22 protein-coding genes and 1 pseudogene are annotated in these 18,608 nt (G+C 31.7%); 15 read left to right on the top strand and 8 right to left on the bottom strand.

The genetic code is table 11. The features are described from left to right. Positions 1-61: 61 nt before the first annotated feature. Both Q0945_RS01110 and Q0945_RS01105 read right to left on the bottom strand, forming a co-directional pair. Entirely contained in the window at positions 62-688 is a 627-nt protein-coding gene (locus Q0945_RS01110) for a hypothetical protein (RefSeq protein WP_299429912.1), read from the bottom strand. A 25-nt stretch (positions 689-713) separates the two neighbouring features. Continuing rightward, positions 714-929 (bottom strand): hypothetical protein, encoded by a 216-nt coding sequence (locus Q0945_RS01105; RefSeq protein WP_299429910.1) that lies wholly within the window; start codon positions 927-929, stop codon positions 714-716. Between the two features lie 342 nt (positions 930-1,271). Between Q0945_RS01105 and Q0945_RS01100 the strand changes: the two genes are divergently transcribed. The 5 genes from Q0945_RS01100 (at position 1,272) to Q0945_RS01080 (ending at position 5,829) form a co-directional block, all read left to right on the top strand. Beyond that, positions 1,272-1,814 carry a DUF4251 domain-containing protein gene (locus Q0945_RS01100; protein WP_299429908.1) on the top strand — a complete coding sequence of 181 codons (543 nt, stop codon included), beginning with the start codon at positions 1,272-1,274 and terminating at the stop codon, positions 1,812-1,814. Positions 1,815-1,910: 96 nt separating this feature from the next. Continuing rightward, positions 1,911-3,056: a hypothetical protein gene (locus tag Q0945_RS01095; RefSeq protein WP_299429906.1), complete on the top strand. Its 1,146-nt coding sequence runs from the start codon at positions 1,911-1,913 to the stop codon at positions 3,054-3,056. 34 nt (positions 3,057-3,090) lie between these two features. Next, complete coding sequence (locus tag Q0945_RS01090; RefSeq protein WP_299429904.1) at positions 3,091-3,537, top strand: META domain-containing protein; 447 nt, start codon at positions 3,091-3,093, stop codon at positions 3,535-3,537. 121 nt (positions 3,538-3,658) lie between these two features. Further along, the gene (locus tag Q0945_RS01085) at positions 3,659-4,807 is read left to right on the top strand and encodes an acyloxyacyl hydrolase (RefSeq protein ID WP_299429902.1); all 1,149 of its coding nucleotides are present in this window, start codon (positions 3,659-3,661) and stop codon (positions 4,805-4,807) included. A 38-nt stretch (positions 4,808-4,845) separates the two neighbouring features. After that, a complete protein-coding gene (locus tag Q0945_RS01080) occupies positions 4,846-5,829 on the top strand; it encodes a lipid A-modifier LpxR family protein (RefSeq protein WP_299429900.1) in 984 nt (327 codons plus the stop codon). 477 nt (positions 5,830-6,306) lie between these two features. Here Q0945_RS01080 and Q0945_RS01075 read toward each other — a convergent pair whose 3' ends face one another. The 6 genes and pseudogenes from Q0945_RS01075 to Q0945_RS01045 form a co-directional block, all read right to left on the bottom strand. Then, complete coding sequence (locus tag Q0945_RS01075) at positions 6,307-6,723, bottom strand: hypothetical protein (protein ID WP_299429898.1); 417 nt, start codon at positions 6,721-6,723, stop codon at positions 6,307-6,309. A gap of 296 nt (positions 6,724-7,019) precedes the next feature. Beyond that, positions 7,020-7,532, bottom strand: a pseudogene (locus tag Q0945_RS16095) (trypsin-like serine protease); the annotation flags it as partial. 14 nt (positions 7,533-7,546) lie between these two features. Beyond that, a complete protein-coding gene (locus Q0945_RS01060) occupies positions 7,547-8,029 on the bottom strand; it encodes a trypsin-like peptidase domain-containing protein (RefSeq protein ID WP_299429896.1) in 483 nt (160 codons plus the stop codon). Between the two features lie 6 nt (positions 8,030-8,035). Then, a complete protein-coding gene (locus Q0945_RS01055; RefSeq protein ID WP_299429894.1) occupies positions 8,036-8,695 on the bottom strand; it encodes a hypothetical protein in 660 nt (219 codons plus the stop codon). 61 nt (positions 8,696-8,756) lie between these two features. Then, complete coding sequence (locus Q0945_RS01050; protein ID WP_299429892.1) at positions 8,757-9,992, bottom strand: DUF2235 domain-containing protein; 1,236 nt, start codon at positions 9,990-9,992, stop codon at positions 8,757-8,759. Between the two features lie 11 nt (positions 9,993-10,003). Further along, the gene (locus Q0945_RS01045) at positions 10,004-10,651 is read right to left on the bottom strand and encodes a hypothetical protein (RefSeq protein WP_298501586.1); all 648 of its coding nucleotides are present in this window, start codon (positions 10,649-10,651) and stop codon (positions 10,004-10,006) included. Between the two features lie 592 nt (positions 10,652-11,243). Here Q0945_RS01045 and ssb point away from each other — a divergent pair. The 10 genes from ssb (at position 11,244) to Q0945_RS00995 (ending at position 18,585) form a co-directional block, all read left to right on the top strand. Further along, entirely contained in the window at positions 11,244-11,579 is a 336-nt protein-coding gene (gene ssb, locus Q0945_RS01040) for a single-stranded DNA-binding protein (protein WP_298501584.1), read from the top strand. A gap of 75 nt (positions 11,580-11,654) precedes the next feature. Next, on the top strand, positions 11,655-12,104 hold the full coding sequence (locus Q0945_RS01035; RefSeq protein ID WP_299429890.1) for a JAB domain-containing protein: 450 nt from the start codon (positions 11,655-11,657) through the stop codon (positions 12,102-12,104). Between the two features lie 11 nt (positions 12,105-12,115). Continuing rightward, on the top strand, positions 12,116-12,313 hold the full coding sequence (locus Q0945_RS01030) for a hypothetical protein (protein ID WP_299429888.1): 198 nt from the start codon (positions 12,116-12,118) through the stop codon (positions 12,311-12,313). A gap of 456 nt (positions 12,314-12,769) precedes the next feature. Next, positions 12,770-13,297: a BfmA/BtgA family mobilization protein gene (locus Q0945_RS01025; protein WP_298501577.1), complete on the top strand. Its 528-nt coding sequence runs from the start codon at positions 12,770-12,772 to the stop codon at positions 13,295-13,297. A 1-nt stretch (position 13,298) separates the two neighbouring features. Beyond that, positions 13,299-14,327, top strand: coding sequence for a MobB family relaxase (mobB, locus tag Q0945_RS01020; protein WP_299429885.1), 1,029 nt, complete (start codon positions 13,299-13,301; stop codon positions 14,325-14,327). Next, positions 14,324-15,766: a type IV secretion system DNA-binding domain-containing protein gene (locus Q0945_RS01015; RefSeq protein ID WP_299429883.1), complete on the top strand. Its 1,443-nt coding sequence runs from the start codon at positions 14,324-14,326 to the stop codon at positions 15,764-15,766. Before mobB ends, Q0945_RS01015 begins: the two co-directional genes overlap by 4 nt. A 207-nt stretch (positions 15,767-15,973) precedes the next feature. Then, a complete protein-coding gene (locus tag Q0945_RS01010) occupies positions 15,974-16,699 on the top strand; it encodes an RteC domain-containing protein (protein ID WP_299429881.1) in 726 nt (241 codons plus the stop codon). Between the two features lie 251 nt (positions 16,700-16,950). Continuing rightward, complete coding sequence (locus Q0945_RS01005; RefSeq protein WP_282117154.1) at positions 16,951-17,229, top strand: helix-turn-helix domain-containing protein; 279 nt, start codon at positions 16,951-16,953, stop codon at positions 17,227-17,229. A 150-nt stretch (positions 17,230-17,379) separates the two neighbouring features. After that, complete coding sequence (locus Q0945_RS01000) at positions 17,380-17,877, top strand: hypothetical protein (protein WP_366135582.1); 498 nt, start codon at positions 17,380-17,382, stop codon at positions 17,875-17,877. Between the two features lie 57 nt (positions 17,878-17,934). Further along, positions 17,935-18,585, top strand: a complete 651-nt coding sequence (locus Q0945_RS00995; protein ID WP_299429877.1) for an ATPase — start codon at positions 17,935-17,937, stop codon at positions 18,583-18,585. The last annotated feature ends 23 nt before the right edge of the window (positions 18,586-18,608 follow it).

The raw sequence follows: 18,608 nt of genomic DNA, 5'->3' as shown, positions 1-18,608 counted from the left end.
ACAGTTATTTACAGCATCATCTCTCTTCATTATATTAACAATCAAAAAAACTAAACAAAACTTATTTCATTAAATCTTTTATAATGCTTTTGGAGAATTCATTAGATGTGGTGCTCAGATTGTTTGGGTTATCTACCTCAGAAGTAATAATTGAAATTAATTGGTCCTGAGTTTGTTGGGTTATATCATAAACTAGGGTCTCTAGTATATAAGTAGTACCTTCCATTTCTATAGTACTCTGCTCTTGATGAAATTGATTAGCGTAATCATAAAAACTTCTATATCTATAAGGAAAAGGATATATGTTTTCATTTGTAGTTATGGTATTTTTATACTTTCTGGAATCCACCAAATGCGATATTATAATTATATCAATATTATTATTTCGAAGATTTTTAATGATCTCTTTTTCTTTATTTTTTTCAACTTTTTCAGTTGGGTCACTGTTCGGAAACTTAATATGGCTTTCTATGGAAGTAAGTCCGTTTTTGTTAAGATTCAATACCATATCTTTTTCAAACCGTATTTGTGTAGCTCTGTCTTCTGTTTTGCTAACAACTAAAATATTTTTTTTCTTAATATTTAAAGTTTTGCTACCTCTCCAAGAATCTGTTATTCTTACAGAAGAACAACCAAATAAAAGAGATACTATAATTCCAATACCGAATATTATTTTTAAATTTTTCATGACATCTAATTTTTATGGATTTTTTTTATAAGTAAACCGATTTCTTTTCTACGATATACATTTTCCTTGAGTTTCTGTTTTTAAAGAAATTTTTATAATTTTTCAATACATTTCTTACCCTTATATTTATTTTCTCACTAATTCTTAAAACAAATTTTATTAATGTGTTTTCATTTGTAATAGGTCCAATCCCGAAACCAGTTATATGACCTTCGCTTATTTTTAAATTGTATTTTTTCATGATTGTTATTTTTAAATTCTATTCAAAGGTATTGTCTTCAGAAGTCAATTTTAAGTAGAGTTTAATTCAACCGCCTAAAATGAGGGGTGAAACGCCTAGGTTTTATAGTGAAACTGTTTTTAAGATTTCAAAACAAACTATATGTGTAATACCAGTCTTTAGTATTATATAATTACAATAATACATTCTATAAACATATTTGGTCATTCCGAATACCATTTTGGTCGTTTCACTATAAAAAGGACATTTTAAAATGTGATGTTAAATGATCTTAGTAGTGTAGTTAGTTAGGATTTGTACTAACACATAAAAAAAGTTTTAATCATTTTAAACATTACAATCATGCAAAAGGAAATTATATTTATCTTGATGTTAATACTCACTTTCAGTGGTGTTTGGGGACAAACAAGAGTTGAAAAAAAAATCATTAGGGAGGAAAAAGCAAAAAGAGAATACTTGAAAGTAAAACAGATTATAGAATCTAAGTCTTTTCTTTTTTTTGTAAATCGTGTTACTATTAATACAGGGTCTTCTTTAAGTATTGTTGGGGAAGGTTACTATTTAAATTTGAAAAAGGATAGTGTAAATACAATACTTCCATATTTTGGAGTATTATACTCATCTAATGGCTATAGAGATGGGGGTGGAATTAAATTTAAAAGCCTAGCAGAAACTTTAAAAATTGAATATGATGATATAAAGAAAAGAATAAGACTAAAATTTTCTAGTGTTAATTTAGGTGAAAGATTAGAGTTTGAAGTTCTAGTTTTTAAAAATGGAGAAGCAAATATTATGGTAGGGTCTATATATAGAACAACCATAAATTATTCAGGTAAATTATATAGAATTAATGAGGAAATAAATGATTTTAGTATTCCTAAGTAGTTAGTAATAACGGTTGTAATGCATTGAATAATTTTAATTAATTGGGTGGTTTGTTTCCATGAATAGGAGGGAGCAATCTTAATAAAGCGTAGTCTTATGTATATATTTAAAAAAAACATTTTAAAGAGTTTTTATGTAGCTCTGACTTTGATTCTTGTATCCAGTTGTTCTTTAATGAAGCTTTCGGTAGAGTCGAATGACATTCCTTTACCTAAGAGTGAATTAAATACAAGAATTGCAGTTAGAGCTTTTCAGAACGAATTTGCTACTAGAATAATAAAAGTTTCAGATAGTCTGATTAGTTCTACTGTCGATGTTCAAACCAAATTAAATATTATAGATTTTAAAATGGGTTTGATTGCTGCATCCGGAAAAACAGCATTCCAATCGGTGCCAGAATTATCTTTAGTTGATACTTGGGTTTTATGTAAGCAATTTGTGGATGTTATAAAGTCTGATTTTGGAAAAGAATACTTAGGTAATGAATATCATTTGTTAGAAGTTGAGAGTTTAGCTCTGGAAAAGCAAATTTCAGGTATAGCAAAATCATTACTTAATCAAGAACGTTATATGGTATTGAATGCTTTTGTTACAAAGTTTACCAAAGAGAATCCAGTTACTTCATTTAATTTTCCAAGATCTAATATTTTATCTCCATTGTCTCAGCATCTAGGTGTGGCAGATACTTCATATGTAAAAACTCTAGGTTCTGGAGCGGAAGCTCTGAGTGATATAGGGGATCGAATTGGGATTGCAAAAGAACAGATTGGGCAACAATTAGAGTGGGAAAAACAGCGTCTAGCGTTAAAATGGGGAGATGCAAATCCGTCGGAAGAATTTTTATCTAGAGTAGACTCCCTAAGTTTACTATTAGATAGACTTGCTCTGGTAGCAGAAAAATCACCAGAACTTGCAGGCGAAGTAAGTGCTAATCTAAGAAATGAATTGATGCCACTTATTAATAATCTTAATAATGGGTTAGATTCTTCTATTGGTCAATTAAGTGAAGAACGAATTCGTATGCAAATCTATATAGACGAACAAAGAGAATTGCTAATTAAGGATATAAATGCTTCGGGAAAACAAATGATTAATGAGGGCGCTAGAGGTGTGAGTAATATTATTAAGGAAGTTAGTTGGATTATAGTTCTCTGTTCTATTATTCTTATAGCTTTATTTTTTGGAATTCCATTCCTTGCTGGATATTACTTGGCGAAAGCAAAGTTTAAGAAAAATGCATAAAAATGATTAAATAAACTATGAAAAAACAAGTGTTATGAAATCTAAAGTTTTAAAAACAATAATATTCTTTTCCTTACTTGTATTGTGTGTAATTGCTAGTGCTTGCTCATCATTAAATGGAAAAATAAATGAGAACCTTTTTAATGCTACTTGGGAATTGGAGTTTATTTCTGGACCAAGAATAGCTTTTTCGGGTATGTATCCAGATAAAAAACCAATGATAACCTTTAATGAAACTACGAGTAAAGTAGAAGGTAGCAATAGTTGTAATGGCTATTCCGCAGATTACACTTTATCGGGTAAGGAAATTACATTTGGTATGCCAGGACCAACAACCATGATGTTCTGTGGAAACGGTGAAAGAGTATTTTTAACTTCAATAAAAAAAATCAATGCCTATACAATAGATCATTTAGGACGGTTAAACTTAATGATGGATGGTATAGTAATGATGCGCTTTAAAAACGTCCAAAAAAATTAAAGAGGTGTAAGTGAATCTATTTTAATAGTCATTATCTTGTTTTTAGGCTAAAAGAATAGTATTTTTTGAGCTGTAATGGAGAAATAAAAAAACACTTTGTAAATTTTTAATAATTAAAAGGATGACTAAATATATAACTCTATGTCTGTTTTGTTTTTTTACGGTTCTAAAAGCTCAAGAGGAGACTAATTTGACGTATTCTAATAAATTTAGGACGATTGAAGTAAAATCTAATTATGGTAGTTATCTGTATACAGGAACGGCTTTAAGTGAAGCTGGTTTTTTAGATGCGGGTTATGGAGCTATTAATGTAAAAATTGGATGGCAATCTAGTGATTCAGAAAGTTGGGCGAGTTATTATAAATATCCTACGTATGGTATTGGTTTATATTCCGGATTTTTGGGTAATGCCCAAGTGTTTGGTAACCCAAGTGCTATATATGGATTTGTAGATTTTCCAATAGGTAATCCAAATAGACGAAATACATTTAGTATAGAACCTTCCTTAGGAATAACATATAATTTACAAGAATATAATGCGGAAGAAAACCCAGTAAACGATGCATTTGGTGCCAGAGCAGCTGTTTATTTTGGTTTAGATCTTGGCTTTGAATACCGTTTTACAAGAGAATTAGATTTGACTTATGGGTTTGATTTTACACATTTTAGTAATGGTAGTAGTTATCAACCCAATTTAGGATTAAATTTATTTGGTATCAACCTTGGGATAAAATATAATTATAATGCAGCTCAACGTATTGTTGACAATGACCCTTATTCTAGTAACCTATTGCAAGCAAGATTTAAGTCCCCCGAGAAAAGAGAAATGACTAAAATCAATGATAATTCTATTGCACTGTATTTTGCAGGAGGAGGAAAACAAACTTCGGAAGATGGAGGAACGGATAGACAGTTTGGAGTTTTTACAGGAGTTTTAGATTATGAGCATAGATTTAATGAAATACATGGTATTAGTACTGGTTTAGATTTTTTTTATGATAATACGCTTCAAGAATTTAAAAATGCAGGAGACCGTACGGCAATTGGAATACATGCTGGTTATGATTTTAATTTTTGGAAAATGGTCATAAAAGCCCAGATTGGTACCTATATTACCGACGATTTAGGAAAGGGGGCCTATTTTATGAGACCTGCCATCCGCTATAACATCAATAAAACAATCTTTGCGCAGTTTGGTCTAAAGACACTTGATGGAGGTGCTGCAGATTATCTAGAATTTGGATTCGGGGTTAAACCCTTTAAATGGTAAAACAATAAAATTCCTCTCAAAGACAACAAAAGAAAAAAATGAATTTTACTATAGCAAACTTTCGAGTTTTGTGTGTGTTTTTTCTTTTTTGGAATATAGTGTGTTTAGGACAAAAACCAAGCAAATTTAAAAGTGAAATTTCATTTTCCTCGGCAAATGATGCCTATGTAATTTGGCAAAATTCCGACCGATTTTATAGCTACGGTGTTGGATTAAACTTAAAGTTTAAAAAAGAAAAACTGTTTGGACTTCAAAAATATTTTTCAAAAAAGGAGAATTACTTTTTTGATATAGGACTGCGTATAGAAGGATATACTCCTACTAATAAGGTAATAACGCCAATAGAGATTCTATCAGATAATATATCTTTCGACAGACCCTACGCTGGATTGTTATTGACTACATTTAATGTAACGTATGCATTTAATCGTTCATTTTTTAAAGGAGGAACAATACTTGGAATAATGGGGCCTTCATCTTTAGCTGGAGATTTTCAGGGATGGTTTCATAATAAAGTAACAGATGATCCTGTTTTTGAAGAATGGAAATATCAGGTGCCGAATCAGCCAGTAGTAAACCTAAATTTCACCTATGCCTATGATTTTATTCCAGAACAAAAATGGATAGATATTTATGGGCTTTTAGATGTCAGATTAGGGAACTTATATATAGATGCTACACCTACTTTAGGGCTTAGATTTGGGAAATTTAATGAATTATCACAATCTGTAGGAACGGACACTAGTCTCTTATCAAATTCTTCGAATATTGAATTGTTTTTTCAATCTACCATTAGTAGTTCCGTAAGTTTTTTCAATGGTACAGCTCAAGGAAGTTTATTTCAAAGAAATTTTGAGTATGCTGTGGATAGTTTAAATATGTTACATACCGTAATAACCCTAAATACTTATTTTTCTGCTAATAGATTTTCTTTTGGTATAGAGCATTATTTTACTTTCGGACAAGTTTTGTCTAATGAAAGACATGTATATGCCAGAGTAATCTTTAAATATAAATTATGAAAATATAAAAGAAGTCCATTGTAGATAGTAGTATTTTATAATGATAAATTATTCTACTTAAAAACTTGCTCTTAATAGAGAGATGGGGTTTAAAAAATGAATTTAGATGGTTTTCATTTGACAGTTGAACTTAAAAATGGAGATTAACTACGCCATGTAAACATAGAAGTGATTAAAACCCCAACAAAGAAGAGCTTTCTGTTAGTTTCAGTTATAATATGATAAATGATATGGCAGGAATTTGTATGAAAAGGAAAGTGGTTATACTTATTTGCTTGGAAGTTCATAATTGAACTAATCTTTAATTTTTCACAGTATCATTACAAAAACAAAAAAAACCGCTCAGTCCTTTTAAAGGTAGAGCGGTTTAAACTAACCAACCATATGAAAAACTAACTATATTCTTATTTATTGAGGTAAAAAAATCTTTAAAATGTATTAAACTTTGTAATAAATTTTTTATTTCTATTGAGGTCTTTAAATAACAGGTACTTCAAGAGTTAAGAAGGTATCTTTTCCATCAGAATCTTTGCCTTGATAAAATTTGAAAATATAAGATTCTTTCTGTAACACTTGTAATGGTATAAAAAATGTAGTTTCTGTAATTTTTTGATTACAAGAAATGTCATCATCAACATGTACTATAGGGTAAATGAGTCTTGTGTTTTCGTCATAGATGTAGTCATATTGATTATAATAGAAATAGCAACTATTTGGTAATTCTATATTAACCTTAATTTCATATGTTCTTCCATAAATAAGTTCATCGGGGAGTTCCGCACTTATTACATTTATACGTTCTAAATGGTAGTCGTGGTCGTTGTAGGTATCCTTACTACATGATGATATGGTAAAGACAATAATCATAATTAGTAAATACTTAAAATTTTTCATCTTATTTTATTTTTAATTTCTAATCAAATATATTGGCATTTTGCATTTTAAGTTGTGCCATTTTAAGTGAATCGCCTAAATTGTAACTTGAAATAACTTTAAATATATTTAAAGTGTTTTTTGATATAGATACCGGTTTGCTTTATACAATTATGCTAGAAAAACATGTAAATCAATAGGTGATAACTCGTCTAAAAAAAGACAAGAAAACTGGGAGGAGTATAATAAGTAGAAGTATTTATTTAGTTTAGGGACAGTAAATTGTATAGTTACGAAGATTAATGAGCTAGACGTTATTAATTTCTCAATGATATTATTTTACCTTCTCTAAGTACTTCCAGAACAATAGGGTCTTCAGGTTTAACTGAAGCAGCATAATCACCTAATTTTTTTAAAGTTTCATCTGTCATTTCAAAACGAATGCCATTGATGGCTAAAATGATGTCGCCTCCTAATAAAATATCATTTTTATCTATGGTAGCTTTTACTGTGCCGCCTTTTAAACCTAATTTTCCATATGGAGAAGAATTAACAACTCGCTGTACCAACAATCCATTCTTTTGCGGGACATTAAGTACTTTAGAGGCACTTTCAGAAAGAGGTAAAACTTCTGCGCCAGACCATGGAATATTTTTGTCTAAAAGGAGTTCTTTTGCAATATTGGAGCTAGCAGCAAAGCCAATACCTTGAAATCCTCCTGTAATTGATTTGATATGACTTACAATTCCAATAACTTCGCCTTTTAAATTAAACATTGGCCCACCGGAATTACCAGTGTTAATAGCGGCATCTGTTTGTAAATACTCACTATTTGTAAAAGGATTTAGCGCTCCATATTTTTTATTCTACCACTTATATAACCTGAAGAAAGGGAATGTGCTAATCCAAAGGGTGCTCCAACTACAAAAATTCTTTCTCCAACTTTAGCCATGTCAGAATCTCCTAATACAACAGGTTTTGCATTTTTTTTAGGAAGGGCTAACGTAATCAGGGCTATGTCTGGGTCTTTAAAACTAGAAGTTACTGTTGCTTTAATGGTTTCGCCATCTGTAAACCTAACCAAAACACTTTCGGCAACATCAACTACATGAGCTGCTGTTAAAATTTGGTTGTTAGAAATTAAAAAACCAGAACCTATCCCTTCTGATTTTACCATTTTACTATAATTGCCAACCTGTTTGATTGCTTTTTCTTCTGTAAAAATGACAACAACGGACGGGTTTACTTTGTCATAAAGTGAAGATAAATCTTGAGACTTTACAGCTATAGAAGCTAGTAAAGTTAACGTAAAAACAAAATGGCGCATAGTTTTTTATTTTAATTCACTAGCCAGAATTGTAGCGAAAGCTCTTCTAACCTCTTTGCCGGAATCTGGATTGGTAACTTCTGCTGTAGTTACAGATAACAATCTCTTTTCTTCTTCTAGAGATAAATTATAGGTTACGGCTTCCAAAATATAGGTAGTAAGAAGAATGCTGTTGGTTGTTTCTTCTATTTCTCTGGCGGGTAGCCTTGGTGCAGCATTTAAATCATCATAATAACCTTTTAAAGTGATATATTTATTGCCGTAATACTCATTTAGGGAACTATAACCTCCTTGTTTTTGTAATACTTCTTGCTCTTGAACATCTTTAAGTGAGGTTAATAATAAATGGTCGAATCCTTCTTTTCTAAATTGACTAATAACTTCAGAAATTCTCTTTGAAGTTTTATTGTCAATTCGTTTTAAATTAGGAAAAGCTATATGGCTAGCAACGGCATTAATTCCCTTGCTCTTTAATTTAGCAACTATTTCTAATTCATATTCTTGTCTAATGTCTTCCAAGGGTGTTCTAGAAATCACTAAAACTTTCTTTTTGTTTAAGTTTTCAAAACTATCTGATTTATAGGAGTTGGATAATTTCATCCCAGAGCATCCGGAAAAAAGTAGAATGCTTAATAGAAGTATTGCAAAAGGGTATTTAATCGTCATTTTTCTTTATTTTAAAATACGAAATTAAGATTAATCTTTTTAATTTAAGTAATTGTAAATACTAATTTACAACTTGAAAACACTCTGAATTCTCTGAATAAGTATAGCCACCTTTTTCGTTTTTTCTAAAACACTCTCCAAATAACTTAATAAGATTAATCTCATAAGTTTGTAGTGAGCTCTCCATTCTATCTAATACAGAACGATGTATTTTTAGTTTTTCTTTCTTATAACCATTTTTAGAGCTAAAAAAAACAAGTTTACGACCTTTTTTAGGGTAAAAGAGTTTTAAAAAGCCTTTCCTTGGGTTGTTGGTAATATCAAAACGATTTTCATAAACTTTAACACCATCTGGCAGTATTTTATTTTCTTGTAGTTGTGCAATCATCCAATTTAGAGAAACACCACTTATATTGGTATTAAAAGCTCCTCCACCAACATCAGAGTGAGCACCGAAGAACCAAACTTCATCAGCGATATTTTTTGGATTAATACTGTTGCAGTCGCGAACTAAATATTCGTGAGTTAATAGGGAAGGTGTAAACACAGAACCTCTGTTGTCATTTAATGATAATGCCTGTACCGCTTTTTTTACGTTACATAGTTGGTCATTATATTTAGTTTTTTCTACATAATAATCGTCTTTATAATCTGGTATTCCTAATGATGCTACAGTATCCCAAAGCCCCATGAATTCTATTTCGTAAGAGTCATGGTCTAGTTGCTGTTTGGTTACTTTATAAACATCATTCCTTCTTTCTTGTAGTGTTTTGTCTCCCTTATGCGCGTTATATATTTTTTTAATAAATTTTAATCTTTTATCCTCGGGAATATTACTTACATCAACAATACCAGCCGAATGTATCATTCCTGCTAAAATTCGGGCAGCATAAGCTCCACGGCTAAATCCAAACAAATAAATCTCGTCTTGACGTTCGTGATTATAGTGTTCAGTTAGATATAAATACGCATTACAAACTTCTCCTTTAATGCCAGAGCCAGTAATAATTCCAATAAAATCTGCTCCATTACCAACACCTCTTAAATAAGCTGCGCCAATATTTGGGTTGTTTTGTAAAGAAACTAAATTGTAAAGTTTAGAAACGTTTGTATGGTTGCGTTCATTATTGGTGGTGCCATCCATAAAAAGAGCCAGTTTTTTTGGAGCAATTTCTAACGAAACTGGTTGATGAACAATTGCTTTTTTACTGCCACAACTAATAAAAAAAAGTAGCGTTGAGTAAAATGTTATACCTCTGATAATTTTGTAAGATAGTCTTGAATTCAATAATTCCATGTACAATTGTTTTATTGAAATTGTGCTCCAATAATTTTAGTGAAACTTTTCAATATTTTGTCTCCAGAACTGGGGTCAGTAACATCTACAAGACATACGTTAACTAATTGTTTGTCTTTTTCTAAGGCAAGATTATAGGTAATGGCTTCAAGTACATATGTTTTAGAGTTGGCAATCGCTTGATTATTTTTTTGATGGCTGACTGATGAAAAACTTGCTTTTTCTGAATAAGTCTCTGGAACTTCTTTTTTGGAAGATAATGACATATTTGAAGTTTCAATGGTTTGTTTTAAAGAGGTTAAAATAATGGCAGATATTTTAGCTTCTTTAAATTGGTTCAATATTTTATCTATAGCTTCTGGTGTTTCAGCTTTTTTCAAAGTAGGAAATTGCAAGTGAGCTTCAATAGCATTAATATTTTGTGAACGGAGTTTGTTTGCAATAGAGGATTCATATAATTCTCTTACGGACATTTCAGAGTGTTCACTAATTACTAGAATTTTGGCATTTGATAGGCTATTGAAATTGCTAGATTTCCATGAGTCCATTAATTTGGTGGAAGAAGAGCAACCTAAAAATAAAAACAATAAAAAACCTAAAAGGATACTACTTGTAACTTTCATAAAATATTGTGGGTTATATATAATCTGTAAATTCATGGGCTATGTTACTTTGTCAAATGTTTCATATTTATACATAGAAATAGCGACCATTAGTTTTTGATAAAAATAAATAAAATAATTATGCGAGATGTGAAATTTATTGTTTCTTAACTTAAATTCTTTATTGAAGTATTCTGTTGTATTATGTAGAAGGAATAATACTTTTTCGTTTTTTGTATATATTCAAGTTGGCTTTTTTATATACAGCCCCACTCCCTTCCATTTTAAACTTCACCTAGTCTTTTAATTCACTTACTGAACCTCCATTATCACTTTTTTTTGACCGCAAAACAACAACATTCCGTTTTGAACAACGGCATAAATCAGGCCCGCTATTAAGCGGGTCTCTTTTTTATACGTCTTATCAAATCTGAATATTGAATTACACAGGGCATCAAAAAAAGGTAACAACGAAGGCTCTATGGAAAGTAAATCAAAATATCGAACTATGAAATCATCTCAAAATATCCAAAAAGGAAGTGGAACTAAAACTAACAAAACCAGCACTGCTGGAAAAAGGAAAACACTCTGGATATACTAAGTAAATCACTTTTAAAACAAAGGAATATTAATCTTTAAATCAATAATTATGAGTACTATTAAAAATCATGTACAGTTAATCGGAAACGTTGGACAAGAACCCACGGTTACAAATTTAGAAAACGGAAAAAAAGTAGCTCGTTTTTCATTAGCTACCAATGAGAATTACAAAGATAACAAAGGGGAAAAACAGACCGACACCAATTGGCATACTGTTGTAGCTTGGGGAAAGGTTGCTGAAATTATCGAAAAGTATGTAAACAAGGGTAAGGAGATCGGAATTGTTGGAAAACTAAGAACTAGAACCTATGAAACCGAAGAAGGCAATCAACGCTATGTTACCGAAGTGGAAGCCAACGAAATATTGCTTTTAGGTAGTAAGTAAACCAAAAAAGAAAGAGGGCATCACCCACAAAAGTTCAGCCCTCTTTTTCATTATTAATCTCTAAAGAAAAGAACAATGAAAGATAAAGTTAACGAAATCCAGATTAGTTACAAAGAGCGTGTAAAATCACCATTTTGGAAAAAGATAAATTCATCGCAGGATGCTAATGCACTATTATTTGAAAATTGGAATAAAAACACCATTGAACTGCATGAAACTTTTAAAGTTATGCTACTCAATAATAGTAATAAGGTGAAAGGGATTTTTCAAGTCTCTCAGGGTGGAATAACGGGAACTATGGTAGACCTACGCATATTATTTGCCGTAGTATTAAAAACACTATCCGTTGCAATTATTTTAGCGCATAACCATCCGTCAGGAAAGTTACTTCCTAGTGAAGCGGATAAAAGAATTACGGAGAAAATAAAAAAGGCAGCAACTCTTTTTGATATTAAAGTTTTAGACCATTTGATTATTACCCCAAATGAGGAATACTACAGTTTTGCAGATAATTGCCTATTATAATTTTTTAGATTATGATATACTTAAATTATAACAATCTCGATGAAGAAACCCAACAACATTTGCTATCCGTTTCTAAAGAAGAAATTGAAAATAAATTTGGTACGGATTTAAAAATATATGCTAAAGAAAACCATTTGGAATATGAAACTATTTTATATGAGGAAGCCGTCAAAAATTTATATGCATATACCTATGTTTTCAACATTTGAACCAGTACAAGTAAGTGTTAAGACTTTTGATTTTCAAAGGTCTTTTTTTATTGAAAAATGTAGGCGGATATTTCCTAACCTGACGTTCTATTTTAAGTCAAACTTTAAAATCATATACAATGGTTTAAAAACAGCGTATTAGAGACTAATGCACGTTTCCATTTTGCATTGCAATTGGATACATTTATACAACAAGATTAATAAGAAAAAGCAACGAATCTTTTGACAAGCTTAAAACAGGCTTTTTTAGTCCGATTGTTCGGAGCTTTTGTTCGCTTTGGGCGAACGAAAAGGAGAAGCAAGAGGGTAACACGCAGAGCGATGTTATGTTTATATTTTATTTGTAAGGTATTGGTAATCAAATAAATACAATATTTAGTAAATATCAAGATTTTAGAGTTTGCAGCAAACAGCTGCAAAGCCTCTATAAACAGGTGATTTTTTACAGCAAAAAGAATGGGAGAATTTTCAAAATATCATTTTTCGGCTATTAATGTCAAGAAAAAAGTAGCGCTTAGATTTAGGAAGTTTTCGAAAGAGATATCCAAATCTAATACGGAAGCTTTGGAAGCCATGCTTAACTTTTTTCATTGGAATAGCCTGCATCCCAATGACGATTTGGGGGTAAAGAATGACGGTACAAAAAAGCGAATCAATGCACTTATAGCTATCGTAAAAAATATTGAAAAACACCAGACCAAACCTACCACTGCCATGCTGCAAACTTTATTTGAAGAAACCACCAATCTTGAAAAGGAAGAAGAGAGTTTTGATTTTGAAACTCCAAACGTAATTACAGAAAATGAAGAACTCGATTATTACCGGAAGGAATATTTTAAAGTAAAAGAAAACTACACTGCACTACAACAGGATATGCAGCATATCCTAAATAAAATACAGTATGTAAAGAGCAACTTTGGAAGTGGATATTTTAAAGTGGAAATGGACAGGACAACATTGGAGGCATTAAAGAAAAAAATATAGCATGTATATTACTATATCACCACATAAAACAGGCGGAAACTATGCACAGAGTGCAGGAGATTTTGTTGCCTATCTAGAAAAAGAAAACGAAGAAAAGGCGATAGGGGATTACGAACATTTTTTTAATCAATATGGAGAAGAAATTACAGCTGCAGAAGTCATAAAAGAAATAGATGGTAACACGGCAAAACTAAAGAAAACAGAACCAAAGTTCTATTCCATCACCATTAATCCAAGCCGAAGGGAACTCCAACATTTACAAGATTCTAAAAAAGATTTAAAAGCATATACACGGGAGTTAATGAAGGAATATGCCAAAGCTTTTAACCGCGAGATAGAAAGACGAGCTGTAACAGTAGAGGATATTAAATACTATGCTAAAATAGAACAAGTGCGCACTTATAAAGGAACGGATAAGCAAATACAAGAAAACCAACCGTATGCTACAAAAATATTGCAGCTTAAAAACACACAAAGAGAGATAAGACAAGGCGTATCTATTGGGGATATCAAAAAAATAGAAAGCAAAATCGCCAGATTGGAAAAGGAAGCTCCACACCAGCAAAACGGAAAGCGGATTGTTCAAGGCATGCAAAAGGATGGCAACCAAAGTCACATCCATATTATTGTGAGTAGGAAAGATATAACAAACAGGCATAGCCTGTCCCCAGGTAGCAAGCATAAAGCTTCCGAATTAAGCATGCATGGAAAAATGGTGAAACGAGGATTTAATAGGGATGAATTCTTTAAAAGTTCAGAAAAGACTTTTGATAGCCTATTTCAATACAAACGAAATTATGTCGAGACTTATCCACCTAGGAAACTGTTTCTTAAAAATCCTAAAGTATACTTTTCCATTCTTTCAGGGCTTCCAGTAAACGAAAAAGCCATTGCCTATAAAATGCTTGCTGCATCTGGAGTGCCTTTAATGAATATACCAACCCATAAGGTGCAGTTGGCTTTAAAAGCAATTAAGGCTATAAAACGAGGAGTAGGCAAAGCCATACAATCGAGTTCTATTGGTATATGAGTTGGTCTTTACCACATATTATTCTTTATATAGTTATACCGCTATTAGTCATTTTAATTTTTGTCTATGTGTTTTTTCATGAAGAGCAATCTGGAATTTCGGATAAAAAATATCGAGTACATTTTAAACTCAAACATGGGCAATTCAAAATTGAAAATGTAAAAAGAGGCGCGTCCATAATTGGTTCCGCTGGAAGTGGAAAAACCGAAAGTGTCATTTATAACTTTATGCAGCATTTTAGCAAAAATGAATTCTGTGGTATTATACACGATTATAAAGATTTTGAGCTTACAGAAATGGCATACCCACTTTTTAGAAATAAGGAGATTCAATTTTATACAATTTCATTTGATGAAATTCATTTTCGGGTAAATCCAATTGCGCCTAGGTATTTGCCTAATGAAGAAAGTGTAAATGAGGTGTCTAAAGTATTACTTGAAAATTTACTGGAACAGAATCTTTCGGAAGCTTCAGGAAGCAGTAAATTCTTTGCAGATGCTGTAGAGGGCTTATTAAGTGGTTTAATTTGGAAATTAAAAACAGCATATCAGGAATACTGTACGTTACCGCATCTAATAGCCTTGTTTCAGTCCATGAATACAAAGAAACTTGTTGCTTTTTTAAGTTCCGATTTAACCGCTAAAGCAATGGCGAGTGCTTTTATCAATGGAATAGAATCCGAGAAGCAAACGGCAGGAGTTAAAAGTACTTTAGCGAATGCCTTTAAAAAAATTAGCACACAAAAATTGTTCCTAGTGTTATCCGCAGATGGAGTACCGTTGGATATTAATAATTCTGAAAATAAAGCGGTAATTTCTATCGTAAATAATCCACAATATGAATCTGCATATTCGCCTGTTATTGCTATGATTATGCATACCGTTATTAAACAAATGAGTGTTCGGAAACGAGAATCTTCTTTTGTTTTAATGGAAGAGGCTCCCACAATAAAGCTATTGAATATGCATCGTATTCCTGCTACCTTGCGAAGCTATGATATTGCCACAGTGTATGTAATGCAAGACAAGATTCAGAATGATATGCTCTATGGAGAAAAAGCAAGTAAAGCAATTTTGAGTAATCTTTCCTATCAATTCTTTGGAAAAGTAAATGACCCAGATACGGCGAAGTATTACGAACGTTTTTTTGAGTTGGTAAAGAGGAAAACCACAAGTGTCAATAAAGGGTTTAATCTCAATTTCGATACTCGAATTACCAAAGGGGAGAAGGAAGTATCGAAACGCAGGGCAGATATTTTTTTTAGATTAAAGCAAGGAGAATTTATAGCATTTGCCGATGGAAGAGATAAGTGGTTAAATTTTAAATTACAGCACATAATAAAGGAACTGCCTAATACTAAAAAGGGATATTCATCGGAGGACATACAATTAAATTTTGAAAAAATTTATAGAGAAGCCAAAAAAATAATTGTAAGGTAGTGTCTTATTAAACGACTTCCATTGAGAGAATTAACTTTCGTTGATGTGATTTTTAGAAATAATTATTTCTGAATACATCCTCTAAGTGTACATATGGCTTACCAAAATATATTGTTGGATTTTAATGCAAAGCTAAAGAAAATACAAAGTAGAAAGCTTCCTTTTTTAAAGGAATCCAATGTAGCCAGTATACATTGTATACAAACTTTGAGAGCGTTAAAAAAGGAGGTGCAAGAAAAAGGATTTAAGAATAACCAATCAGAAATCCTATTCTTTAAAACTATCAAGGTGGTTCCTATGAAGTATTTAATTTACTATATAGAGGTACGCTCTTGCGAATTGCGTATGCCTAAGATTGGCGTATCTCCAAAACTGGAATTTATAAATAAACAAATTAATAAAGTAAATACCCTATTTGGCAGGCATACCGAATTTCTATTGTATATGGAAGAAGGATATACACATTTTGATGCACATTATTTTACTAGAAAACATCTAAACCATATTCCCATAGTGAAAAGTTATCCTTATTTTAAGGATGCCACATTTAATACTTCGCACGATGAAACATGGGCAAGAATCAAAGGACTTGCAATTTTTATAAAGTACCTCGAACATAAAAAAGAAGAAATACAAAAAGGAGATGCAATTACTAAAAAAAGTAAATTAAGTTGGACAGGGCCTTATTCTGCTCTGGTAGAATTATTATATGCCTGTCAAGCTATGGGATATATCAATAATGGAAATACAAGTAACAACCAAGTTTTTGATTTTTTTACTAAATTTTTAAATATTAGGAAAGGAAATTTCTCTAGAACCTATAACGAGATAAAAGCACGAAAAGGTTCTCGTGTAAAATTTTTAGAAGAAGCTACTCAGAAATTGTTAGATAAAATGGACCAAGAAGATGGTTTTCAAAAAGATGAATTTTAACCGAACTCGGTTATGGCTTTGTGTTTACTTTTTATTCCTATAAGATTCTAAATTATTATAAAAAAAGCTCTCAAAAGAATATAAATAGATTCAAATTTTATTAGTGTTAAAAAATAACCGAACTCGGTGGTTACTCTGATTAATTATCCCTAATATCCACCAATTTTGTAAAACGAAAGTCAAATCGAAGCAAAGTCGTCATTAAACGGATGAACCTTGGCGGCTTTGTTTTTTAAAACAGTTTTACAAATATGGGAGCAACAATTATTACCACCGAAGATCTTCGAGAGTTTAAAATGGCACTGCTAGAGGATATAAAACAATTATTAGATAGCCAACCGAGTCATGCAAAGAAGAAATGGCTAAAATCTCCAGAGGTGAGAGACTTATTAGGAATATCTCCAGGCACTTTGCAAAATCTACGAATTAATGGAACATTACCATATACCAAAGTAGGAGGGGTGTTGTATTATGAGTATCAAGAAATTATGCAGGTGTTAGAAAAGAACAGAGTTCACAACAAATTCTAAAGCACTTTGGAAGATGTAAATTATAGGGTCGAGTGTAAAGAAACAGTCCTGTGGACTGTATTAGAGAAGGAGCCAGCCGGCGCGTTGGGATCAAATTTCCAATAGATTATGGAAGACGTAAATTATATTAAACACCTGAACAATGTCTTCATGCAATTCTCTAAAGATAGTCGCTTAAATCCAACACATATAAGTTTGTATGTGGGGTTATTTCAAATTTGGAATACTAACTTTTTTAAAGAAGAATTCTATGTGAATAGGGCAGAAGTAATGGAAATTTCAAAGATTGGTTCTAAGTCTACCTACCATAGATGTATAAAGGAATTAAGTCATTGGGAATATTTACTATACACACCTTCTCACAATCCATTTAAAGGGAGTAGAATTAAGATGTTCCATTTTGGGACAAGTACCGAACAAGCTCTGTACCTAAGTCGTACCAATATTGAGACAAGTAATGGACAAGCATTGGTATCTATTAACAAACATATACAAACTATAGAAAACAATAAAAACTTAAACAAACACGAAAATTATAAAAAATTAAATTCTCAGCATTCTAAAACTGAAGAAAAACAAAATGTAACTGTTCCATATCAGGACAACTTAAAGACCAGTTCAGATAAAAATTACGATGAGCCTCTGTGAGCGTCGGATTCATAACCCGGAGGTTTTTATATTATGAAAAAACTATTAAAACCACATATGATTGTTGAAGGAAATAGTACGTATTCCTTGGGAGAGTTCAATGGAACTAGGGTACTTTACAATTTCGATAAAATGCTTATTTACTTGGATGCTAAAGGGAAATTGTTATTTGGTAAAGATTTTAAAATTATAGATGAAGACCGAGAGATTCTTTTTAAACTCTGCAATTACTTTATTCAAGACGAAACCAATTGCAAAAAGCTAGGTATAGATATTACTAAGGGAATTCTACTAACAGGCCCTGTTGGTTGTGGTAAGACCAGTTTAATGAAATTACTACGTCATATTGTACCGCATCAAAAACCGTATAAAATCATTCCGACTAGAAACATTGCTTTTGGGTTTAATCATATCGGTTATAAAACGATTGAAGACTATGGAGATGGGCAATTCTTTTGTTTTGATGATTTAGGCGTAGAGCCTATGGGTAGACACTACGGAAAAGATTGTAATGTCATGGGGGAGATTCTACTTTCTCGTTATGATTTATTTTGTCACCCTGAGCGCAGTCGAAGGGTAAAAACCCACGCTACAACTAACCTTAATGCTCAGGAATTAGAGGAGCGTTATGGTATTCGGGTACGCTCTCGAATGCGGCAGTTATTTAATTTGGTAGCCTTTGATAAGGGTTGTGGGGATAAGAGGTAGTATTTTGATTACTTATTTGTAAG

This window comes from uncultured Maribacter sp., from assembly GCF_947500405.1.
Classification (GTDB): Bacteria; Bacteroidota; Bacteroidia; order Flavobacteriales; family Flavobacteriaceae; genus Maribacter_B.
The sequence above is the reverse complement of the archived record's forward strand: the minus strand, read 5'-3'. Positions and strand labels throughout refer to the sequence as shown.

Coding starts and splice junctions, on each gene's coding strand:
- ssb (WP_298501584.1), top strand. CDS start 11,244: ATGAGTACTATTAAAAATCATGTACAGTTAATCGGAAACGTTGGACAA.
- Q0945_RS01000 (WP_366135582.1), top strand. CDS start 17,380: ATGCAATTCTCTAAAGATAGTCGCTTAAATCCAACACATATAAGTTTG.
- Q0945_RS01015 (WP_299429883.1), top strand. CDS start 14,324: ATGAGTTGGTCTTTACCACATATTATTCTTTATATAGTTATACCGCTA.
- Q0945_RS01085 (WP_299429902.1), top strand. CDS start 3,659: ATGACTAAATATATAACTCTATGTCTGTTTTGTTTTTTTACGGTTCTA.
- Q0945_RS00995 (WP_299429877.1), top strand. CDS start 17,935: ATGATTGTTGAAGGAAATAGTACGTATTCCTTGGGAGAGTTCAATGGA.
- Q0945_RS01095 (WP_299429906.1), top strand. CDS start 1,911: ATGTATATATTTAAAAAAAACATTTTAAAGAGTTTTTATGTAGCTCTG.
- Q0945_RS01090 (WP_299429904.1), top strand. CDS start 3,091: ATGAAATCTAAAGTTTTAAAAACAATAATATTCTTTTCCTTACTTGTA.
- Q0945_RS01110 (WP_299429912.1), bottom strand. CDS start 688: ATGAAAAATTTAAAAATAATATTCGGTATTGGAATTATAGTATCTCTT.
- Q0945_RS01100 (WP_299429908.1), top strand. CDS start 1,272: ATGCAAAAGGAAATTATATTTATCTTGATGTTAATACTCACTTTCAGT.
- mobB (WP_299429885.1), top strand. CDS start 13,299: ATGTATATTACTATATCACCACATAAAACAGGCGGAAACTATGCACAG.
- Q0945_RS01025 (WP_298501577.1), top strand. CDS start 12,770: ATGGGAGAATTTTCAAAATATCATTTTTCGGCTATTAATGTCAAGAAA.
- Q0945_RS01050 (WP_299429892.1), bottom strand. CDS start 9,992: ATGGAATTATTGAATTCAAGACTATCTTACAAAATTATCAGAGGTATA.
- Q0945_RS01045 (WP_298501586.1), bottom strand. CDS start 10,651: ATGAATTTACAGATTATATATAACCCACAATATTTTATGAAAGTTACA.
- Q0945_RS01035 (WP_299429890.1), top strand. CDS start 11,655: ATGAAAGATAAAGTTAACGAAATCCAGATTAGTTACAAAGAGCGTGTA.
- Q0945_RS01005 (WP_282117154.1), top strand. CDS start 16,951: ATGGGAGCAACAATTATTACCACCGAAGATCTTCGAGAGTTTAAAATG.
- Q0945_RS01080 (WP_299429900.1), top strand. CDS start 4,846: ATGAATTTTACTATAGCAAACTTTCGAGTTTTGTGTGTGTTTTTTCTT.
- Q0945_RS01060 (WP_299429896.1), bottom strand. CDS start 8,029: ATGCGCCATTTTGTTTTTACGTTAACTTTACTAGCTTCTATAGCTGTA.
- Q0945_RS01075 (WP_299429898.1), bottom strand. CDS start 6,723: ATGAAAAATTTTAAGTATTTACTAATTATGATTATTGTCTTTACCATA.
- Q0945_RS01030 (WP_299429888.1), top strand. CDS start 12,116: ATGATATACTTAAATTATAACAATCTCGATGAAGAAACCCAACAACAT.
- Q0945_RS01055 (WP_299429894.1), bottom strand. CDS start 8,695: ATGACGATTAAATACCCTTTTGCAATACTTCTATTAAGCATTCTACTT.
- Q0945_RS01105 (WP_299429910.1), bottom strand. CDS start 929: ATGAAAAAATACAATTTAAAAATAAGCGAAGGTCATATAACTGGTTTC.